Origin of the sequence: Pseudovibrio sp. Ad5 (assembly GCF_001623095.1) — a bacterium.
Taxonomy (GTDB): Bacteria; Pseudomonadota; Alphaproteobacteria; order Rhizobiales; family Stappiaceae; genus Pseudovibrio.
In genome coordinates this window covers 1-15170 of sequence record NZ_LMCH01000025.1, presented here as the reverse complement: position 1 = coordinate 15170, position 15170 = coordinate 1, and the positions used below count along the sequence as shown (strand labels likewise).

The window sequence follows — 15170 nt, the reverse complement described above, 5'->3', positions numbered from 1 at the left end:
AAGGCCGGGTGCTTCAGTCGTGGGAAGAACTGGATTTACGCGCCAGTGCGCTCGTAAAACTCCAGTCTGCGAAGCTGCGCGACACGATTTGCCGCCCAGTCCTCATCACCCTCCTGATCCAGCAAAGCTGCAGGAGTGTTCTCATAAATCGAAAGGTCGTAGCGATTGTTGGCACCGCCATCTTTCTCAAAGACGCGATCAACCAGACCGATTTCGAGCGCCTCATCAGCGTCGAACCAAGTCTCCTCATCCATCATCGTTCGGAACTCATCTTCCGACTTGGATGTTTTCTTCGCGTAATCGTAACGGATGCTACTGTCGATTTTCTCCAGCACGTGAGCGCTTTTCTCGTGCTCTTTGGCATCACCGATGGTGAAACTCCAAGCGTTATGGATCATCACCATCGCACCTTTTGCGATGACAATTTCATCGCCGCCAAGCATCAGGTAGGATGCCGCTGAGGCTGCAACCCCATCAATATGCACAATCACTCGCGCATCAATCTGCTCAAGAGTTGTTTTCATCGCTCTTGCTTGGAACACATCCCCACCCGGACTATCGAGGCGCATATGGATAATGTCTGCATCAAGCGACTTTATGCGCTGCGCAAAACTCTCAGATGAGATCCCCCAACTTCCAATCTGGTCATACACCAGCACCTCGACCTCTCCCTCTTCGTCAAGGTTGCGCACGATTAGGCCAGTTCCATCACCATTCTTAGGGCGCAACGCCTTCGCCATCATTTCTTTGAGTTTCATGAGGGGTTCCCTTCAGTCGTGTTGCCGGTCTCAGTTTTGGGCGCTGGAGGAAATAGAGGGTTCTCTTCAGTTTTCTTGCCCGTCTCTGTCTTCGATGCAGGAGTGAATAGACGGTCTGCTGCCGGATCATCTTTGCGAGGCAACCCTTCCATTTCTCGAACTTCGTTTGGCGTCATCCAGCCCGGATGCTGGGTGCCACCAACCGCAATTTTATGCGCGTCATAGCGAGCAGCCAGATCAGCCCGCAAAAGCGTATCGAGATTGAATTTGAAACCAGTGCCATCAAGACGCTCTTCCCGCGTGAGGAGCTTGCGGCTGAGTTCACCCTCAAACCGCTTCACGTGTTTGCGCAGACCAAGAATGTAAAACTGAGTTGTCTGGGCGTTGATGCCCGTCCCCCAACTGGTGGACTTTTCCGTTTCGCCGATCAAATGGGGAGGCACGCCATAAGCTCTGGCGACATCGAGCACTTGAAACGAACGAGATTCCAGCAGTTGAGCTGTTTCTGGATCAGTCATCAATGACTTGAAGTTTCCTCCCTCAGAGAGAACCGCTGGAATGTGCGCATTCTTCACGCCACCAAACTTGCGCTGCCAGTAGTTGCGCACCTCATCGGCCATTTGCTCTGTGACTTTTCCTTCATAGGTGATGTAACCGGGAGGATTGATGCCCTGTTTAAAGAAGCGCCCCGCATATTCATCAGCATCGAGACCAATCCCGATGGATCGCGCAAAGCACTTGAGAGGCGACAGCGCCTCCAGTCCGTTCATCGTTGCAGAGCCACGAAAATGAAGAATATCATCCTGATCACGGCCATAAGTTTTACCCTCTTCGGTAATCCGATAAGCTATTCTTTTGCCGCGCTTAAAAGGCTTAACGTAAGCCTCAAATAGAGGTCGCAGGCCAATTACCTGCCCTCGTCCATCGCGCAGTATTTCCGCATAAGAATTGCCATCAAGAAAGGCCAGAGCAGACAGGCCCTCAAAGAAGACCTCCGGCGAAAACATCTCATGCGGCTCAATGTGAACAAGGAAGTGAGTTGGGTGCTTCTTTAAAACTTCTGTTCCTGACCCAGATCCCTTCTTTGCCACCCGGACCGGGAGTGTCCCAATAGTGCCCGCTAACAGCGACACGCAGCCAAAGACTGCCGTGAGCTTCATGGCACTTTCACGGGTGACAGCATCAGTGCCTAAGAAGTTAAAGAAATCCTCCCACTGCTCCCAACCTGAAGAAGAGACCAAACTTGATGAGTTGCTCACCTGTGGTTCAGGAGCAGCAAGAACAGGTTCTTGACGAACAAGTTCGCTGCGTTCTGCTTTAGAGCCTAACAGCCGCTTAAACATCTACGTATCCTTGTGTCACAGTTCGCGTGTCCTCAGAGTCGGCAACCTGCGAAAGCGGCCAAAGCGCGTTCATCAAAGCAACGATGCCGTCGATCTTGTCTTCAGGAGTTAGCTTGGTGGGATAGATGTAGTCGCCGCCCTGCACTTGCTTGAGCATCGTGTTGCCTGCCATCCAAGTCAGAACAGGATTGCCATCATTGATAAGACGCTGGTCATCAACAGCTGCGATCAACTTGTTAAAGGGCTCATTCAGATTGGAGGCTCGTGAGCGAAGTTCAACAGCAGTGAGCCCTTCACCTTCCCAGTTCGCAGCCATCTGAGATGCAAAGAGCGCATCGTAAACAACCATCTCAACGTCCAGACTAGGAACGCCAGACCAGCCCCAGGTATCATCGCCCATGCCCGCCAACTGCAAAACAAGCGCTTCTACAATGTTCAGATCTAACTCAGCACCGGGAGTGGTTCGGATATAACCTTCTTTTGTCCATCCCCAGAGATGCTCATTACCCGGAGCTGAGACCACTTTTTCAGGTAGGAAATGCCAGCTGAAAACTCGAAAGATATCGTTTCGCGGGCCATCAGGGATAACAACTGTTACGCTCGCTGGGTCGTTACGCGTAGCCAAGTCAACGCCAATAAACGCACGGCAACCGCGAAAATCACTAAGCTGCATTTGACTGTTCTCAGCTTGTCGCCAAGCAGTCATATCGAGCGCTGATGCGCCTACGCTTGTCCAGATATCAAGGTGTTTACGAAGGAACTCACCCATCGCAGCAGGGCTTGCGGCCGCTTTCTTCCACTCATCCTGCATGTACTGCATGGATTTAGAAGCGTTGATACTTGGATTAGCCTTCGCCCAAACAACCGGGTCTCCCGGTTCATCACCTTCATCAGCCTCAAATATGAGACCAAAATAACTTTCATCCTCGTATGTGCCGTCCAGCACTCGTTGCAGGTACTTGCGTTGCTCATAGCAGACACCCGCTGTGTTGTATCCGGCTGTTGTGATCGCGATGAGAAGTGGGTGTTCTCTTGCCCCCAGCGCTGATGACATTGAGTCCCAGACATCGCGCTTCTCATGTTCGTGCAACTCATCAATAATTGCACAATGTGGGTTCTTGCCATCCTTCGATTTGGTCTGACTTGCAACTGGCTGAAAAACCGCAGCAACATCAGTAGTTTTAATCTTGTGCTCCTCAACCTTCAGACCAAGCAGATTTACAAGATCTTCACCGTCTATCTTGGCAGCGAGCGCAATCGCACGCGCCCTATCGAATACTTCTCTCGCCTGATGCGTAGATGCAGCAGCTGAGTAAACCTTGGCTCCCGGCTCATCATCTACAGAAAGGAAGTACAGCCCCACTCCAGCAAGCAAGGTAGACTTGCCATTCTTTCGCGGCACTTCAACATAAGCAGTTCGGAATCGGCGAAGGCCCGAAACCATATGCCGCCAACCACCAATTTGACTGATTAAGAAAGCTTGCCACCCAAGCAAGGCGATGGTCTCGCCTCTCGCCGCCCAAGCGCCTTCAACATGTGGCAACGCTTCGATAAATGCACACATATGTTCTGAGGCTTCAGCATCAAACACATATGGAAACTGGTCAGTGCCAGCACGCTTTAGATCGCTTCTGAACCTTTTGCATGCCTGCTTTGTCCGCTGACAACTAACAATCTTATTTGAAAGAACATCTTCAACCCAATCTAACGCCCGTTGCATGATTGGTGTTGCCAGTATCGAACTGTCCATTTTCAACCGCGACGTTTCTTAGATAACGGCTTCCATGGAACAACTTTTCCGCCATCGCTCTTCTCATCAATGCTGACATCGAGCTGTTCCAGAAAGCTAGTTTGAAGCGAGAGGTCTGCTTTGTTTTTTGCACTTGGCGTAACGAGCAGCTCACGCTCCAGTGTCAGCAACTCACGCTTGTGATAGGCACGCTGTTGCTCCGATCCAGAAAGATAATCGCTGCCCTTGCCTTTATCTTCTTCATCGCCCTCTTCGTCACGACGAGTCGCAATCACATCAGACAAGCGATCATACTCAGCACGATGAACCGCATACCTCACCACCAGACCAAACACGCCTTCATCGATCCACTTGTTGCGGATCTGGAGAGAGAGCATGCCTTCACCATGCTTGCACTCATCTTCGCCGAAGTACTCAGGCCACCCCCCCAAACGAGCAAGGGTCGCTGCGATCTCTGCTGGTGTGGTCATGTGAAATCAGGTGGTCCGTAGACCCCCCCTCTAAAAGTTGCGTGCGAAAAAATCTTCCTATCCACGCCGGTCCTTAACGTGGGGCTTTTGAACTTTTCATGCCCCCCAGGCTGGCTGCTCGGCGCTCCATCCGCTGCTTTTTGCCATCGTGGCAGCTCTTGCAAAGCGATTGCAGCTCCCCAAACCAAAACAGCCCATAGTCTCCGCGATGAGGAACCTTGTGGTCAGCCACTGTTGCAAGTTGACGGGAGGTTGGAGGGCACATCTCACAAAGAGGTTGGCTATCTAGTTGCTTTCTTCGCCGCCCTTTTGGTCCGTACCATGCGGCTTTTTTGTACCAACTGCGATACGCAGCCTTAGTTCTCTTTCCGTCAGCAGTTTTATCCCTGAGATGCTTCTCTTGCCGATAGTGCTGCTCGCAGAGTGAAGTACCGACTTCAATCAGCCTACTGCAGCCCGGATGTGCACATGGTTTCTTAGGCATAGCCAGCCAAACAGAAAAAAGGCCCGCCTCATCAGCGAACCAGTTAAACGCACCGCATGCGTGTCAAAATTCCATAGAAACTCTTCGCGCCAACTCCGCCATTCGGCGTCTTGTGTTGACTGGGTCTCGTGTTCGGGTCGCTCTGTTTGGTGTAGCAACGCTGGCTGCTCAGGCCCCAAAGATCCACGTGATCGTCCTGCTGCACATCATGGTTAACTTAACGACACCTTGTCAACAGGCACCTTCGCTTTTGTGGTCCGACCGAAGGCCAGCACGTCCACATGGAGAGACTTTCCGTCTGGGTTGATGTTACGCACCACACCCTTCAAAGTAGCGCCCTTCCCAGCAACTAAGATCACATTGCCACCTATGTTAAAGAGTTGACCGTTAACGTTCTTCCTTCCCACCTGAGCCTCACACGCTGTCTCCAGAATACGGCTCATCTCACGCAGGGGGACACGATGTGGAGCCGCATCAGCAGTGGTCGCAAGAATTTTTTCCACACCATCACAACCTCTAACCTGATCGCAGCTTTGCCCTTCCTTAATGTTCAAACCGACAAACATATACCGAGGGAACATTAAGCGATTGGCATTCAAAGTGTTTTTACGATGTTTCGATCTCCGCACCACCGGAATCATAGGCAGATAGGCTATCGCACCAGTCGCCGACACACTCACTTGTGCGCGGCCCTCACATTTGGGATTGGTCTCCACTACAACCCAATCAAGTGGAGCTTGCTTGATGAGGGCACGAAGCAAATAGTAATCATGCTCAAGCGCTTTGTTCCCTACATTTGGGGCAGTCATTCTCATTCAGCAGCCTCCTGAGTTGCTGTTGTGGTATTGATTACTTGGCCGTGCACAGCCTCAAAGTTTTCAAGAGCCCTCTTCACCGCCCCAAGCAAAGCCTCAGGTTTATTATCATCGATGAGCCCCACATCGGTCCCGACGAGCTTCGGCATGTAGACCCACTCAGGCAAATCGCGATCCACTCCAAACCAAGGCCAGCCGCGCTCCTCATGCAGCTTCTCCCAAGCTTTCCAGAGTTCAGAGCCGACTTTCACTTGAACAAATTCAGAAGCAAGAGGCTTCAGCTCATTGGCAACCAACACGCCCTTGGAGCTTGTCCGAGCCAAATGTTGCATGCTGTTCACCCGAGACCAGCCGTATAGCGCCTTACGTTGCCGCCGCTCTCGCTCAGCTGCCTCTCCTTCCCCTTCCAAGAGCCCAGCTAGGAAAGCCGACGGTTTGGGAAAGCTGCCGTAGTGAGGCTTGAGCAGATCAACAAACCGATACACACCCCAAAGCTTCCCATAAGGGTTGGCCTGCTGGGTGCTTGTTCCACCAGCCGAGCTTGCAGGAAGCCGTTGCCATTTCTTCTCCTTGAGGTAGGTGGAGAACGCGCAAACAGCCTTTCGCTTCAAGTCGTGACGGCAATGGTTGACATAGGCAATTGCAAGTCTTTGCGCCTCAGTTCGCTCTTCTTCGCTCAGCTCAAACCAAGCCTTTTCGACCATGTTTCTGCTATCATCAGCATAGGTCGGCCATGTTTCATGAGCTTTTCTAAGCCTTCGAAGCCATGTTTTTTGAGTGACCTTGCCCGTATTGTCATTTTTATCATTCTCACTCTCACGCGCGCTCTCTCTCATATGGATTGGTATTGGATTGTTAAGTGGGTTGTTCTTATCTTGGTCCACCTCATGGACCACCTTAGGTCCACCACGTGCACCACCTTCGTCCACCTCGTGCACCACCTTTTCTAAGGGAGGTAGTCCACCACATGCACCACCTTCTTCTTCACTCTCAGCAGTATTAACAATACGCTCAATTAAGCTAGGTGCATCCAATTTCCTCTCTGGCCATCGAGCGACATAGTCTTTTCGCTTCCATCTTTGCCCTTTAAAACCATGCTGAGAAATCGAGACCCAACCCGCATCTCTTGCCACTTCAAGATGCTTCATGATGGCGTTTTTGCTCAGGCTGCTATGCTCAATCAACTGGTCGATTGACGGGTAACAGCTCTCGCCCATCTCGTTCATGAAGAGCGCCAGAGTATGCAACACATGCTTGGTTGTTGGTGCGAGGTCTGACTTGCTAAACGCCTGCCTCCAACTCCAAGCCCTGCGACCATCATTCATGTCACACCTCCCACTTCAGGAAATTTGAGCGAGTATTGGTTTCGCATGAGCTTTGCCCCGTTGGCATCATGACGCTTCACGACGATCCAGTCGGACACCTCTGCAAGCTTCAGATGCTTAATCACCGATGGCTTACTCAGTCCGGTTCGGTCTGCCAGCGTCCCAACGGATGCCCAAACACCCTCGCCCATACGATTTGCGAAAAGGCTCAGCGCAAACAGCACGAGCCGAGTGCTCGCGTCCAAGTCGCTTTGCGAAACCTCGCGATGCCACTCCTCAACATTCTGAAATTCACGCACTACAAAACCTCCATCCGCTCCAGGTTAGTGAACAACGGACCCACATCAGGCTCAGGCACCGCTTGATTGACTTTCAACTCGGTAGGCCCCATCCAGTCCTTCTCGATGCGCTCTCGCGCAATCGCTGCATACTCTGGATTGAGTTCAATCAGGATCGCTCGCCTGCCATGCCGCAGCGCGACTAAACCAGTCGTGCCAGCGCCGCCGAACGGGTCCAAAACAACACCGCCTCGCGGACATCCCGCCTCAATGCAGCGTTGCGCTAGTTCTGGTGGAAAGGTTGCAAAGTGAGCGCCGGGGAAAGGTCGAGAGCCCACCTTCCAGACGGCGACAGGTGCAGGCTCATAATTGCGGAGATTGCGATGCGTTTGCTGCACATCTTCATCCTCTCGCATGTAAGAGCACCAATCCTTATGGCCCTGACCTGCTTGATCTATTGGTGGTTTTCGCTTTTTGCCGCGAGATTTTGTTCCGCCTGAAACAGGTTGCTTGACCACTTCTTTGTCGTAAAAGTAGCGAGGCGACTTAGTCAGAAGCCAGATCTTCTCATGGGCCACCGCTGGTCTATCGCGAGCGGTTTCCGGCATCGGATTGGGTTTTGCCCAGATGATCTCGCCACGAACCCACCATCCAGCATCTTGCAATGCAATTGCGAGCCGGTTCGGTAACATGCAAAGGTCTTTAGGCTTCAAGGTGCCTTGGATGGTCGAGAAGGGCTTTTGAGTAAATGTCCGATCATCATTCTCGCGCCGGATCCGCCCATCTGCACCCGCTTCATGCCCTGCCGGAGTGGTCGCATAGCAATCGCCATAGTTGATCCAACAAGTGCCCTCTGGTTTCAGCACGCGCCGAATTTCCTCGAACACCTCAACCATCTTGTCGAGATGCTCTTTTAGCGTCGGCTCAAGCCCCAGCTGCCCCTCAACCCCATAATCGCGCAGCCCCCAATAGGGTGGCGAGGTCACCACGCAATCAACGGAGTTGTCAGGCGTCTCACGCAAACGGTCGAGCACGTCGCCCAACCGGATTTCGCATGGTAAGTCGCCAATGTGGAGGGTTTCAGGAACGCTCATGCAGCAACCCTCCCGAGGAATTCCGTAGATCGACGCCTAGGTGAATGCGTGTTGCAATCGGCATCGCAAAAAGATGCAGAGAGCCTTGCCGGATGCGCCAACATAGCAAAGCTCTCTGCGCACACTGGCCAACCATGGAAGGGAGACGCCAGCATGAGTGATGATGAAACTAAGGAACTAAACGAGAACAAACACCTACGTTCTTTCTTTGTGTCCCAAGAAGACGTAGAAAAAAAAATCAGTAAATTAAATATTGAAAATACTATCCTACGCGATAAAGTTTCAAAGGTTATTGCGTCTATATCGAGCAATTCAGAGCAAGTTAATGAAGTAATAATGAAGCTTAACTTATGTAAAAACAGGAATACTCTAGAAGGTTTCAATTTTCTTCCAGATGAAGAAATGAAAGAACGCACAGAGCCATTTATTAGATCGCTTTCAAGAATGATAATTCCCAAAAAAACTAAGTAATCATTTCGCATAACTGCGTAATGTGCAAAAATTACACGATATCCATTAAATTTAATCACGACACACCTCCCCCAACAAATGCATTGCGTGACGAGGTTGGCTGTATTGAAGAATACTATCTCTCAATACAGCCAACTTTCACCAATTAACTCTTGGCAACGGAGAGGTTTTCTTCATCGGTCACTTGCTGTTGCTCCAACATGAATAGCTGGTAAGACCTTTCGAGAACGGCAGTTTTCTCAGAGAAACCATCTCGTTCAACACGAGAGACACAACTTTGAGAGCATCCAAGCGCACGCGCCATCTCCAACTGAGTAAGCTTAGCTTTCATTCGAATTTCGGTAGGCTCTAGCATCGCTATAAAATCCCGTGGGTATAATATTTACTCGACACGTGTATTTTCAATGCCAGATGCATAGTCCAAAGTCAACACCCAATGCATAAAGCCGATTGGCACTGTGGAGCTATGGAACCACACGAAAGACTTAGAACAGCCCGCTTCAATGCAGGCTTTAAAACAGCTACAGCAGCCGCCAAGTCTCTTGGCGTCAACGTTAGCACCTACTCAAGCCACGAGAACGGCTCTAGGGCATTCGGCCATGAAGAGGCTGCTCACTATGCCCGCCGCTTCAAAACATCACCCCAGTTCCTTTTGTATGGAGAAGGCCGGTCACCCGATGATGCAAAACCAGACGCTGATGACCTAACACACAGCCTGCTGGGTGAAATGGCGAACAATTCTGATAGACCGCAAACGGATAAGCTTGACTTAGAGTTATTCTTAAAGTCTTTTGAAGAAGGAATAAGACTTGAAGAGCAAATTCTTGATGGCAGGGGTAGCATTAGAGATTTATCTATTATAGTTGAAAATATTTATAACGCTGCAAAGAAGAAAAAGACTGATAAGTGATATTTTTTAACTGAAGGATACTGTCCTAAAGTTTAGCTACGCGCTCTAACCATAAGTACCTAAAGAGAGACCATATGGACAACGAAAGCGCACTATCACTGATCTGGCATCGTCCAACCTTCTCACACAAAGAGGAAGTTTTGGACCTTATTAAGACCGCCGAAAAGTACGACCTAATCACACCACTTAAGATGATGTGTGTTAATCTTTACGATTGCCCCTACATCGATTTACTAAGCGAAAAGCAGCAAAAAGAAGTAATCAACGCCTTTCGCCCCGCGCTGGTTCTGGCGTACACACAACAGAAACAGGAGCAGGAAGTTGCTTGAGTACACCAAGAGGCGCCCCGCTACTGCACTCATACTCGAAGAGTTGAGCACAACGGGTGCACAGCTTTTGCACATTTGGAATAAATCCAATGGGCACCTCTCACCCGAGTTCATCGATTACGCACGCAAAGTACTACTCATGGCGCCACCTGCCACCCCCAGCGACAGCCCTGACATTCTAATGATAGGCAACGACAGCTTCGCACGTCACGTGTTCGGGGCGGACTGGGCTCAACACCCAACCAGAGCCAGAAAGGCGATGTCACTGACATATCGACAATTGGTGGCAAGCAGTTATTGGAATGCGCACCAGTCGAATAAGCCAATTTTTGACCTGATCGGCGCAAACCTTTCCGACAATAACTATCGCGAGTATTGCAGGCTAATCCTGCCCGTACATTCACGAGCAGGAATTTCGCAACTTGTAGTTTTCACGAAAGAGCTACCTGATCAATCATCCCGCGCTATATCACTAATCAACTGATTCAGAGCGTATGAAGGGTTTGCACAAAACGCCAACCCCTTTGGAAAGTCTCGAGGCGGCACCTCAAAGCGAATGCCATCTGACTGACCCACCAACCATCCCCAGCGCGCTCCATTTCCATTCAAGAAATCAGTGGGACGCATCCAGCAATAAATCCAATCAAGTCGCCAAAGATCAAAAGCCATAATCTGCGCGAACTCCATCAATCTGCGCGCGTAACCCCGTTTCCTGAGATCTGGCCTTATCCAAAGATCGCCCAGGTATCCAACCTGCCCCGAGATACGCTTCGCGATCTCAGGCTGAACATTCGTCACCTGTACAGGATTGCCATCAACATCAACATATCGCAATCGCCAATAAGTGGCCAAGAAGTCCGACAACGCCAACCCTTGCAGCGGCTCTAGCCTAATTGCCGCAAACCCACATAAATGCTTCTCACCAACTAACCTCAGCCCTAGCCACGCAACATTCTCTTTACTCTGTGCGTTGAGAGAATATGCAAAATGCGGTGTAAGCCCGCCCTTAGCCTCGGGCAAAGCTTCTTCAGCAGCGGCAAACGATTCCCCCTGAACAATCTCAAAGCCGTTTTTCTCAAACTCAGAAATCAGCTTAGCAGCTGCCTGATAGAGCACTAAACGCGCCACCATATTGGTACCTCCAAATACCCGAAGAGCAATTGGATGCAGATATCCACATAAAACCTAACGAAATTACCCCTTAAATCTAACAATCAACATAGTTTAACTCGTGTCCTAAATTCATTTTTCGGACGCTGAGCATAATATTTATGCTATACGCATTGACAATCGCGTATACTCAGAGCATATTTTTTACACTGACTGTGTGGATTTGAATATCATGACCGAATTTGAAGCAATTAAGCTTCTTCGTGAACATCGAAGAAAACTGTCTCGACTTCCAGCTGGCTCATTAGTCCGTTTTCGAAGGAGCCCGCCTGAAGACTTAGGCCGATGCAACATCGGCATTGTGCAACGAGATGCAGCCCTCAGTGCTGTGGTCGTTCTCTACATCGATAGCGACAACCAACCTCAGCAAGCAGTAGCAGCAGTTTCAGATTTATTTATCGCAGAGGGTGAACGAGATGACATCTCAGATTGATGACAAAAAGGTGCGGGACACACGCGACGATCTACAACCGGGAATTGACAACCTGACCAGCCAGATCAAAAGCGCCGCGGTGTCTGACACAGATAAAGCAACTCTCGCTTTGCGTGCAGGGAAGGCAATCGTCTCAAACGTTGCAGAAGAGATCTTGGTGAACCAGTTCGCCGAGACACTCTCAAAGGAAGATGAAGACACCACCGCCTAACACAAAATAGAGAGAGAGGGCCCTGCTCTGTCTCTCTATCTCCAAAAGGGAGTATTTCGATGCATAGCGCCACAATCATTCAATTCCCTGCGACTAAACAGAGCCCAGCTCAAGCACCCTCCAAAACCGTACAGCAAGTGGGCGAAGAAGCGCTCACCCAGACAAAGGACGCTCATAGAGACCTCTGCACGTTCCTCTCTGACTTGAGCTTCATGGTCAAAGAGACCCCGCAGGATCGCCGCGCGATCAGCGCTCGCATCCTCGCCATGCACGAAACACTCACCAACGCCGATATCGCACTGGTGAAGATGCTTCAGCAAATGGAAACCGCAACTCCAGCAGGCACTCTTTAGGGGCTCCAACACTTCACCTCTTCGCTCCCCTCAATCACGAGGAACAGTCCCATGAATAGCATTGAGAAAGTCGTATCTAGTAATCTCTGCCGCGAGATCCTGCTCCACGTGAACGAGGCCGCGAAGCTATCCGTTCTGGTGGTCTTCGCCATAGTGCTGCTGCTCCTCGCCCCCGCCCTTGATGAAACAGTAATCGAGGCAAAACAGAGCATCTCCTCTGAGTTCATCAGCACCCAGCTTTCCTCTTTTGACGTCCTAAACGAACGCTAGAAGGTTCATGCGCCTATGAAACGTAAAGCGAAATTCCAGACTGAAGCCGAGATGTGCTCAGTGTTCCTAAAGAACTTGCCGGAAGGCTGGACCGCTTACCCGGAATGGAACAATTGGGACATTGTTTTGGTCCGCGACTGCGATGGCTTTCAAATCGGCATAGAAGCCAAGCTGCGCTTGAACGCCAAGGTCATCAACCAAGCCGCAGAGCAAGCCTACCAGATCGCGAAACCCGGACCAGATTGCCGAGCCATCCTCATTCCTGAGGGGTGTTTGAACGACCTAACTTCGATTTGCAGCCTTCTCAACCTGCAAATCATCGAGGTCACCGATGAGCCACGCAACACCAAGTATGATCCTTGGTTCCGGCCAGCACTTCCAAATCCCAAGCGCCGTAGCTTCTCAAGTTTCCCTGAGTTCTACCCTGTCGAAAGAATGCCCCTGCCGGAAGTTGTTCCGACTGTAGATGCTGGCAAGCCATGCCCTACTCGCCTCACAGAGTGGAAAATCAAGGCCATAAAGCTCTCCATTCTGCTGGACAAAAACGGCTTCGTGACCCGCAAAACTTTCGATGAGCTGAGACTAAGCGCAACGCTGTTTATCTACTCAAATAAAGAATGGATGAGGCGCGGACGTTCCAAAGGTCAGTGGAGAGCCGGACCTAACTTCCCAAACTTTCGTCAAGGCTTTGAAACGAATTACGTGGAGCTGGAACAGCTCTTTCCTGATTGGTCCCAGCAGTTGAGCCTCTAACATGCAAACAGAACTCTTCAATCTTTCCGCCAGCCGGACCTCTCACGAACTCATCATTGACGCCTTCGCAGGTGGTGGTGGCGCCTCAACAGGAATCGAGATGGCAATCGGCAGGTCACCAGATATCGCAATCAACCATTGCGACAAAGCCCTAGCCATGCATGAGCAGAACCACCCGGACACCATTCATCTGCCTCAGAGCGTTTTCGAAGTTGACCTGCCAGCCTACACAAACGGGCGTCCCGTTGGCTTCCTTTGGGCATCGCCAGACTGTCGCCACTTCTCCAGAGCAAGCGGAAAGAAGATCCTCTCTCCCCAAGTACGCATGCTTGCATGGGCAGTGGTCAAGTTTTGCCAAAATCTAGGCAGAAACCGGCCACGGGTGATCGCACTTGAGAATGTGGTCGAGTTCTTAGATTGGGGGCCACTCGATGAAGAGGGCGAGGTTATCAAGGAGCGCGCCGGCGAAACCTTCAATCAGTGGTGCACCGCGCTGCGCAAGCTTGGTTACAAGATCGAGTATCGCAAACTCAAAGCCTCAGATTATGGCGTCCCAACAATCCGAAAACGCCTCTTCATCGTTCTGCGCAGGGATGGAAGAAAAATCATCTGGCCATCGATCACACACGGAGACCCAAGTTCTAAGGGCTTCGAAGGTTCTGGATTACTCCCTTGGCATACTGCAGCCGAGTGCATTGATTGGTCAATTCCTTGCCGGTCAATCTTCGAACGCAAGAAGCCTCTTGTCGAGAAGACCTGCAAACGCATCGCCGCTGGCATCAAGAAGTTCGTGATTGAGGCTCAGCAACCGTTCATCTTGAACATGAGCCATGGCGGCTACTTCGAACCACTCACTCGCCCGCTGACAGCTATCAAAACAGAAAGTGGCGGATGCCGAGCTTTGGTTGTGCCTTGCATTGATCGCCAGTTTGGCAACTCCAGATGCGCTTCAATTACTGACCCAATCGGCACAATAACCGCCAAAGGCGGCGGTAAATCAGCATTGGTAGCGGCATTCCTGCACAAGTATTACGGACAAAAGAAAGAAAACGAGATCAGGGGTCATCTACCTAGCGAGCCCATACATACCCTCACTTCTGAGCGGCGTTATAGCCTCGTTACCAGCCACCTCACCAGCTTTCGCGGCACCTGCAAACACGGCCACGACGTTAATCAGCCAATGCCCGCAGTAACAGCAAGTGGAAACCATATCGCAGAGGTTCGCGCATTTCTCACCGCCTACTATGGCGAGAGCATTGGCTACTCAGCAAACGCACCACTTGGAGCTGCAACAACTAAGGACCGCTTTGGCCTTGTCACTGTGAATATTGGCGGCGAGCCCTACACCATCACCGATATCGGCATGCGTATGCTAGAGCCTTCTGAGTTGTATCTGGCGCAAGGTTTCCCCTCCGATTACACCATCAGTTTTAACCACAATGGCAGACCGTTCTCAAAGAAAGAGCAGATCAAGAAGTGCGGCAACAGCGTTTGCCCGCCACTAGCGAAACTGATCGTTGAAGCCAACGTTCCCGAACTCATGGCAATGGAGGAAGCAGCATGACCTTCCTTCCCCTCATCTTCACCGTAAACACCCTCCGCATGTGGCAACTCTACTGGTTCGGAATGGAGCCGGCTCGCTATGGAACAGCCCTAGAGCAGGAGAACGAGCAATGAAGTGCCCTAGCTGCGTTGGAACCGGACGCGATGACTATTTCCACCTTGCTCTAAGCGAGTGCGAACGCTGCGACGGAACCGGTTCACTCCCAATTGAAGACCTGAATCCGTCTGCCTTGAAGACTGCAACACGAGCCTACTGGTCTACTCTGCCCGTGAGCGAACAACAGCCCTTTGATGTTCTCACGCCAGACAATCAAATCAACCTGGCTTGGCATGCAGCAAAAATCATTTTCGCATACCAGACACACAACAAGCCTCTAACCGAGGAAGAGA

General features: G+C 50.9%; 20 protein-coding genes. 10 read left to right on the top strand and 10 right to left on the bottom strand.

Annotation, left to right across the window (positions count from 1 at the left end; translation table 11 throughout):
• Window positions 1–35: 35 nt before the first annotated feature.
• The 8 genes from PsAD5_RS12295 to PsAD5_RS12255 all read right to left on the bottom strand — a co-directional run bounded on the left by PsAD5_RS12295 (window position 36) and on the right by PsAD5_RS12255 (window position 8317).
• Complete coding sequence (locus tag PsAD5_RS12295) at window positions 36–758, bottom strand: head maturation protease, ClpP-related (protein ID WP_063292320.1); 723 nt, start codon at window positions 756–758, stop codon at window positions 36–38.
• Window positions 755–2101: a phage portal protein gene (locus PsAD5_RS12290; protein ID WP_063292319.1), complete on the bottom strand. Its 1347-nt coding sequence runs from the start codon at window positions 2099–2101 to the stop codon at window positions 755–757. Before PsAD5_RS12290 ends, PsAD5_RS12295 begins: the two co-directional genes overlap by 4 nt.
• A complete protein-coding gene (locus PsAD5_RS12285) occupies window positions 2094–3851 on the bottom strand; it encodes a terminase large subunit (protein WP_063292318.1) in 1758 nt (585 codons plus the stop codon). Before PsAD5_RS12285 ends, PsAD5_RS12290 begins: the two co-directional genes overlap by 8 nt.
• A gap of 2 nt (window positions 3852–3853) precedes the next feature.
• Window positions 3854–4321 carry a hypothetical protein gene (locus tag PsAD5_RS12280; RefSeq protein WP_063292317.1) on the bottom strand — a complete coding sequence of 156 codons (468 nt, stop codon included), beginning with the start codon at window positions 4319–4321 and terminating at the stop codon, window positions 3854–3856.
• 696 nt (window positions 4322–5017) lie between these two features.
• Entirely contained in the window at window positions 5018–5620 is a 603-nt protein-coding gene (locus PsAD5_RS12270; RefSeq protein WP_063292316.1) for a transcription termination/antitermination NusG family protein, read from the bottom strand.
• Entirely contained in the window at window positions 5617–6945 is a 1329-nt protein-coding gene (locus tag PsAD5_RS12265) for a helix-turn-helix domain-containing protein (RefSeq protein WP_063292315.1), read from the bottom strand. Before PsAD5_RS12265 ends, PsAD5_RS12270 begins: the two co-directional genes overlap by 4 nt.
• Entirely contained in the window at window positions 6942–7244 is a 303-nt protein-coding gene (locus tag PsAD5_RS12260) for a helix-turn-helix domain-containing protein (RefSeq protein WP_063292314.1), read from the bottom strand. The genes PsAD5_RS12265 and PsAD5_RS12260 overlap by 4 nt, the downstream gene beginning before the upstream one ends.
• Window positions 7244–8317, bottom strand: a complete 1074-nt coding sequence (locus PsAD5_RS12255) for a DNA-methyltransferase (protein ID WP_063292313.1) — start codon at window positions 8315–8317, stop codon at window positions 7244–7246. The genes PsAD5_RS12260 and PsAD5_RS12255 overlap by 1 nt, the downstream gene beginning before the upstream one ends.
• Before the next feature lie 48 nt (window positions 8318–8365).
• Between PsAD5_RS12255 and PsAD5_RS12250 the strand changes: the two genes are divergently transcribed.
• Window positions 8366–8788 (top strand): hypothetical protein, encoded by a 423-nt coding sequence (locus PsAD5_RS12250; RefSeq protein ID WP_153041374.1) that lies wholly within the window; start codon window positions 8366–8368, stop codon window positions 8786–8788.
• A gap of 145 nt (window positions 8789–8933) precedes the next feature.
• Here PsAD5_RS12250 and PsAD5_RS12245 read toward each other — a convergent pair whose 3' ends face one another.
• Window positions 8934–9119, bottom strand: a complete 186-nt coding sequence (locus tag PsAD5_RS12245; protein WP_063292311.1) for a helix-turn-helix transcriptional regulator — start codon at window positions 9117–9119, stop codon at window positions 8934–8936.
• Window positions 9120–9254: 135 nt separating this feature from the next.
• On the opposite strand from PsAD5_RS12245, the gene PsAD5_RS12240 reads away from it, so the two are divergent.
• Together PsAD5_RS12240 and PsAD5_RS12235 are read left to right on the top strand one after the other, a co-directional pair.
• Window positions 9255–9698: a helix-turn-helix domain-containing protein gene (locus tag PsAD5_RS12240; protein ID WP_153040930.1), complete on the top strand. Its 444-nt coding sequence runs from the start codon at window positions 9255–9257 to the stop codon at window positions 9696–9698.
• Between the two features lie 74 nt (window positions 9699–9772).
• Window positions 9773–10027: a hypothetical protein gene (locus PsAD5_RS12235; RefSeq protein WP_057464815.1), complete on the top strand. Its 255-nt coding sequence runs from the start codon at window positions 9773–9775 to the stop codon at window positions 10025–10027.
• A gap of 450 nt (window positions 10028–10477) precedes the next feature.
• Here PsAD5_RS12235 and PsAD5_RS12225 read toward each other — a convergent pair whose 3' ends face one another.
• On the bottom strand, window positions 10478–11158 hold the full coding sequence (locus PsAD5_RS12225; RefSeq protein WP_063292310.1) for a GNAT family N-acetyltransferase: 681 nt from the start codon (window positions 11156–11158) through the stop codon (window positions 10478–10480).
• 211 nt (window positions 11159–11369) lie between these two features.
• Here PsAD5_RS12225 and PsAD5_RS28270 point away from each other — a divergent pair, with 211 nt between their 5' ends.
• The 7 genes from PsAD5_RS28270 to PsAD5_RS12195 all read left to right on the top strand — a co-directional run.
• Entirely contained in the window at window positions 11370–11630 is a 261-nt protein-coding gene (locus PsAD5_RS28270) for a hypothetical protein (protein WP_208988588.1), read from the top strand.
• Entirely contained in the window at window positions 11614–11841 is a 228-nt protein-coding gene (locus PsAD5_RS28265; protein WP_208981011.1) for a hypothetical protein, read from the top strand. The genes PsAD5_RS28270 and PsAD5_RS28265 overlap by 17 nt, the downstream gene beginning before the upstream one ends.
• 59 nt (window positions 11842–11900) lie before the next feature.
• A complete protein-coding gene (locus PsAD5_RS12215) occupies window positions 11901–12194 on the top strand; it encodes a hypothetical protein (RefSeq protein WP_057464812.1) in 294 nt (97 codons plus the stop codon).
• A 51-nt stretch (window positions 12195–12245) separates the two neighbouring features.
• Window positions 12246–12464, top strand: coding sequence for a hypothetical protein (locus PsAD5_RS12210; protein ID WP_063292309.1), 219 nt, complete (start codon window positions 12246–12248; stop codon window positions 12462–12464).
• Between the two features lie 15 nt (window positions 12465–12479).
• A complete protein-coding gene (locus tag PsAD5_RS12205) occupies window positions 12480–13217 on the top strand; it encodes a hypothetical protein (RefSeq protein WP_063292308.1) in 738 nt (245 codons plus the stop codon).
• A 1-nt stretch (window position 13218) separates the two neighbouring features.
• Window positions 13219–14781 carry a DNA cytosine methyltransferase gene (locus PsAD5_RS12200; protein ID WP_063292307.1) on the top strand — a complete coding sequence of 521 codons (1563 nt, stop codon included), beginning with the start codon at window positions 13219–13221 and terminating at the stop codon, window positions 14779–14781.
• Between the two features lie 109 nt (window positions 14782–14890).
• Window positions 14891–15170, top strand: a 280-nt coding sequence (locus tag PsAD5_RS12195; RefSeq protein WP_153041372.1) for a hypothetical protein, incomplete at its 3' end; no start/stop codon positions are given.

Coding starts and splice junctions, on each gene's coding strand:
- PsAD5_RS12205 (WP_063292308.1), top strand. CDS start 12,480: ATGAAACGTAAAGCGAAATTCCAGACTGAAGCCGAGATGTGCTCAGTG.
- PsAD5_RS12215 (WP_057464812.1), top strand. CDS start 11,901: ATGCATAGCGCCACAATCATTCAATTCCCTGCGACTAAACAGAGCCCA.
- PsAD5_RS12265 (WP_063292315.1), bottom strand. CDS start 6,945: ATGAATGATGGTCGCAGGGCTTGGAGTTGGAGGCAGGCGTTTAGCAAG.
- PsAD5_RS12240 (WP_153040930.1), top strand. CDS start 9,255: ATGGAACCACACGAAAGACTTAGAACAGCCCGCTTCAATGCAGGCTTT.
- PsAD5_RS12280 (WP_063292317.1), bottom strand. CDS start 4,321: ATGACCACACCAGCAGAGATCGCAGCGACCCTTGCTCGTTTGGGGGGG.
- PsAD5_RS28265 (WP_208981011.1), top strand. CDS start 11,614: ATGACATCTCAGATTGATGACAAAAAGGTGCGGGACACACGCGACGAT.
- PsAD5_RS12295 (WP_063292320.1), bottom strand. CDS start 758: ATGAAACTCAAAGAAATGATGGCGAAGGCGTTGCGCCCTAAGAATGGT.
- PsAD5_RS12285 (WP_063292318.1), bottom strand. CDS start 3,851: ATGGACAGTTCGATACTGGCAACACCAATCATGCAACGGGCGTTAGAT.
- PsAD5_RS12255 (WP_063292313.1), bottom strand. CDS start 8,317: ATGAGCGTTCCTGAAACCCTCCACATTGGCGACTTACCATGCGAAATC.
- PsAD5_RS12270 (WP_063292316.1), bottom strand. CDS start 5,620: ATGAGAATGACTGCCCCAAATGTAGGGAACAAAGCGCTTGAGCATGAT.
- PsAD5_RS12235 (WP_057464815.1), top strand. CDS start 9,773: ATGGACAACGAAAGCGCACTATCACTGATCTGGCATCGTCCAACCTTC.
- PsAD5_RS12245 (WP_063292311.1), bottom strand. CDS start 9,119: ATGAAAGCTAAGCTTACTCAGTTGGAGATGGCGCGTGCGCTTGGATGC.
- PsAD5_RS12225 (WP_063292310.1), bottom strand. CDS start 11,158: ATGGTGGCGCGTTTAGTGCTCTATCAGGCAGCTGCTAAGCTGATTTCT.
- PsAD5_RS12200 (WP_063292307.1), top strand. CDS start 13,219: ATGCAAACAGAACTCTTCAATCTTTCCGCCAGCCGGACCTCTCACGAA.
- PsAD5_RS12290 (WP_063292319.1), bottom strand. CDS start 2,101: ATGTTTAAGCGGCTGTTAGGCTCTAAAGCAGAACGCAGCGAACTTGTT.
- PsAD5_RS28270 (WP_208988588.1), top strand. CDS start 11,370: ATGACCGAATTTGAAGCAATTAAGCTTCTTCGTGAACATCGAAGAAAA.
- PsAD5_RS12210 (WP_063292309.1), top strand. CDS start 12,246: ATGAATAGCATTGAGAAAGTCGTATCTAGTAATCTCTGCCGCGAGATC.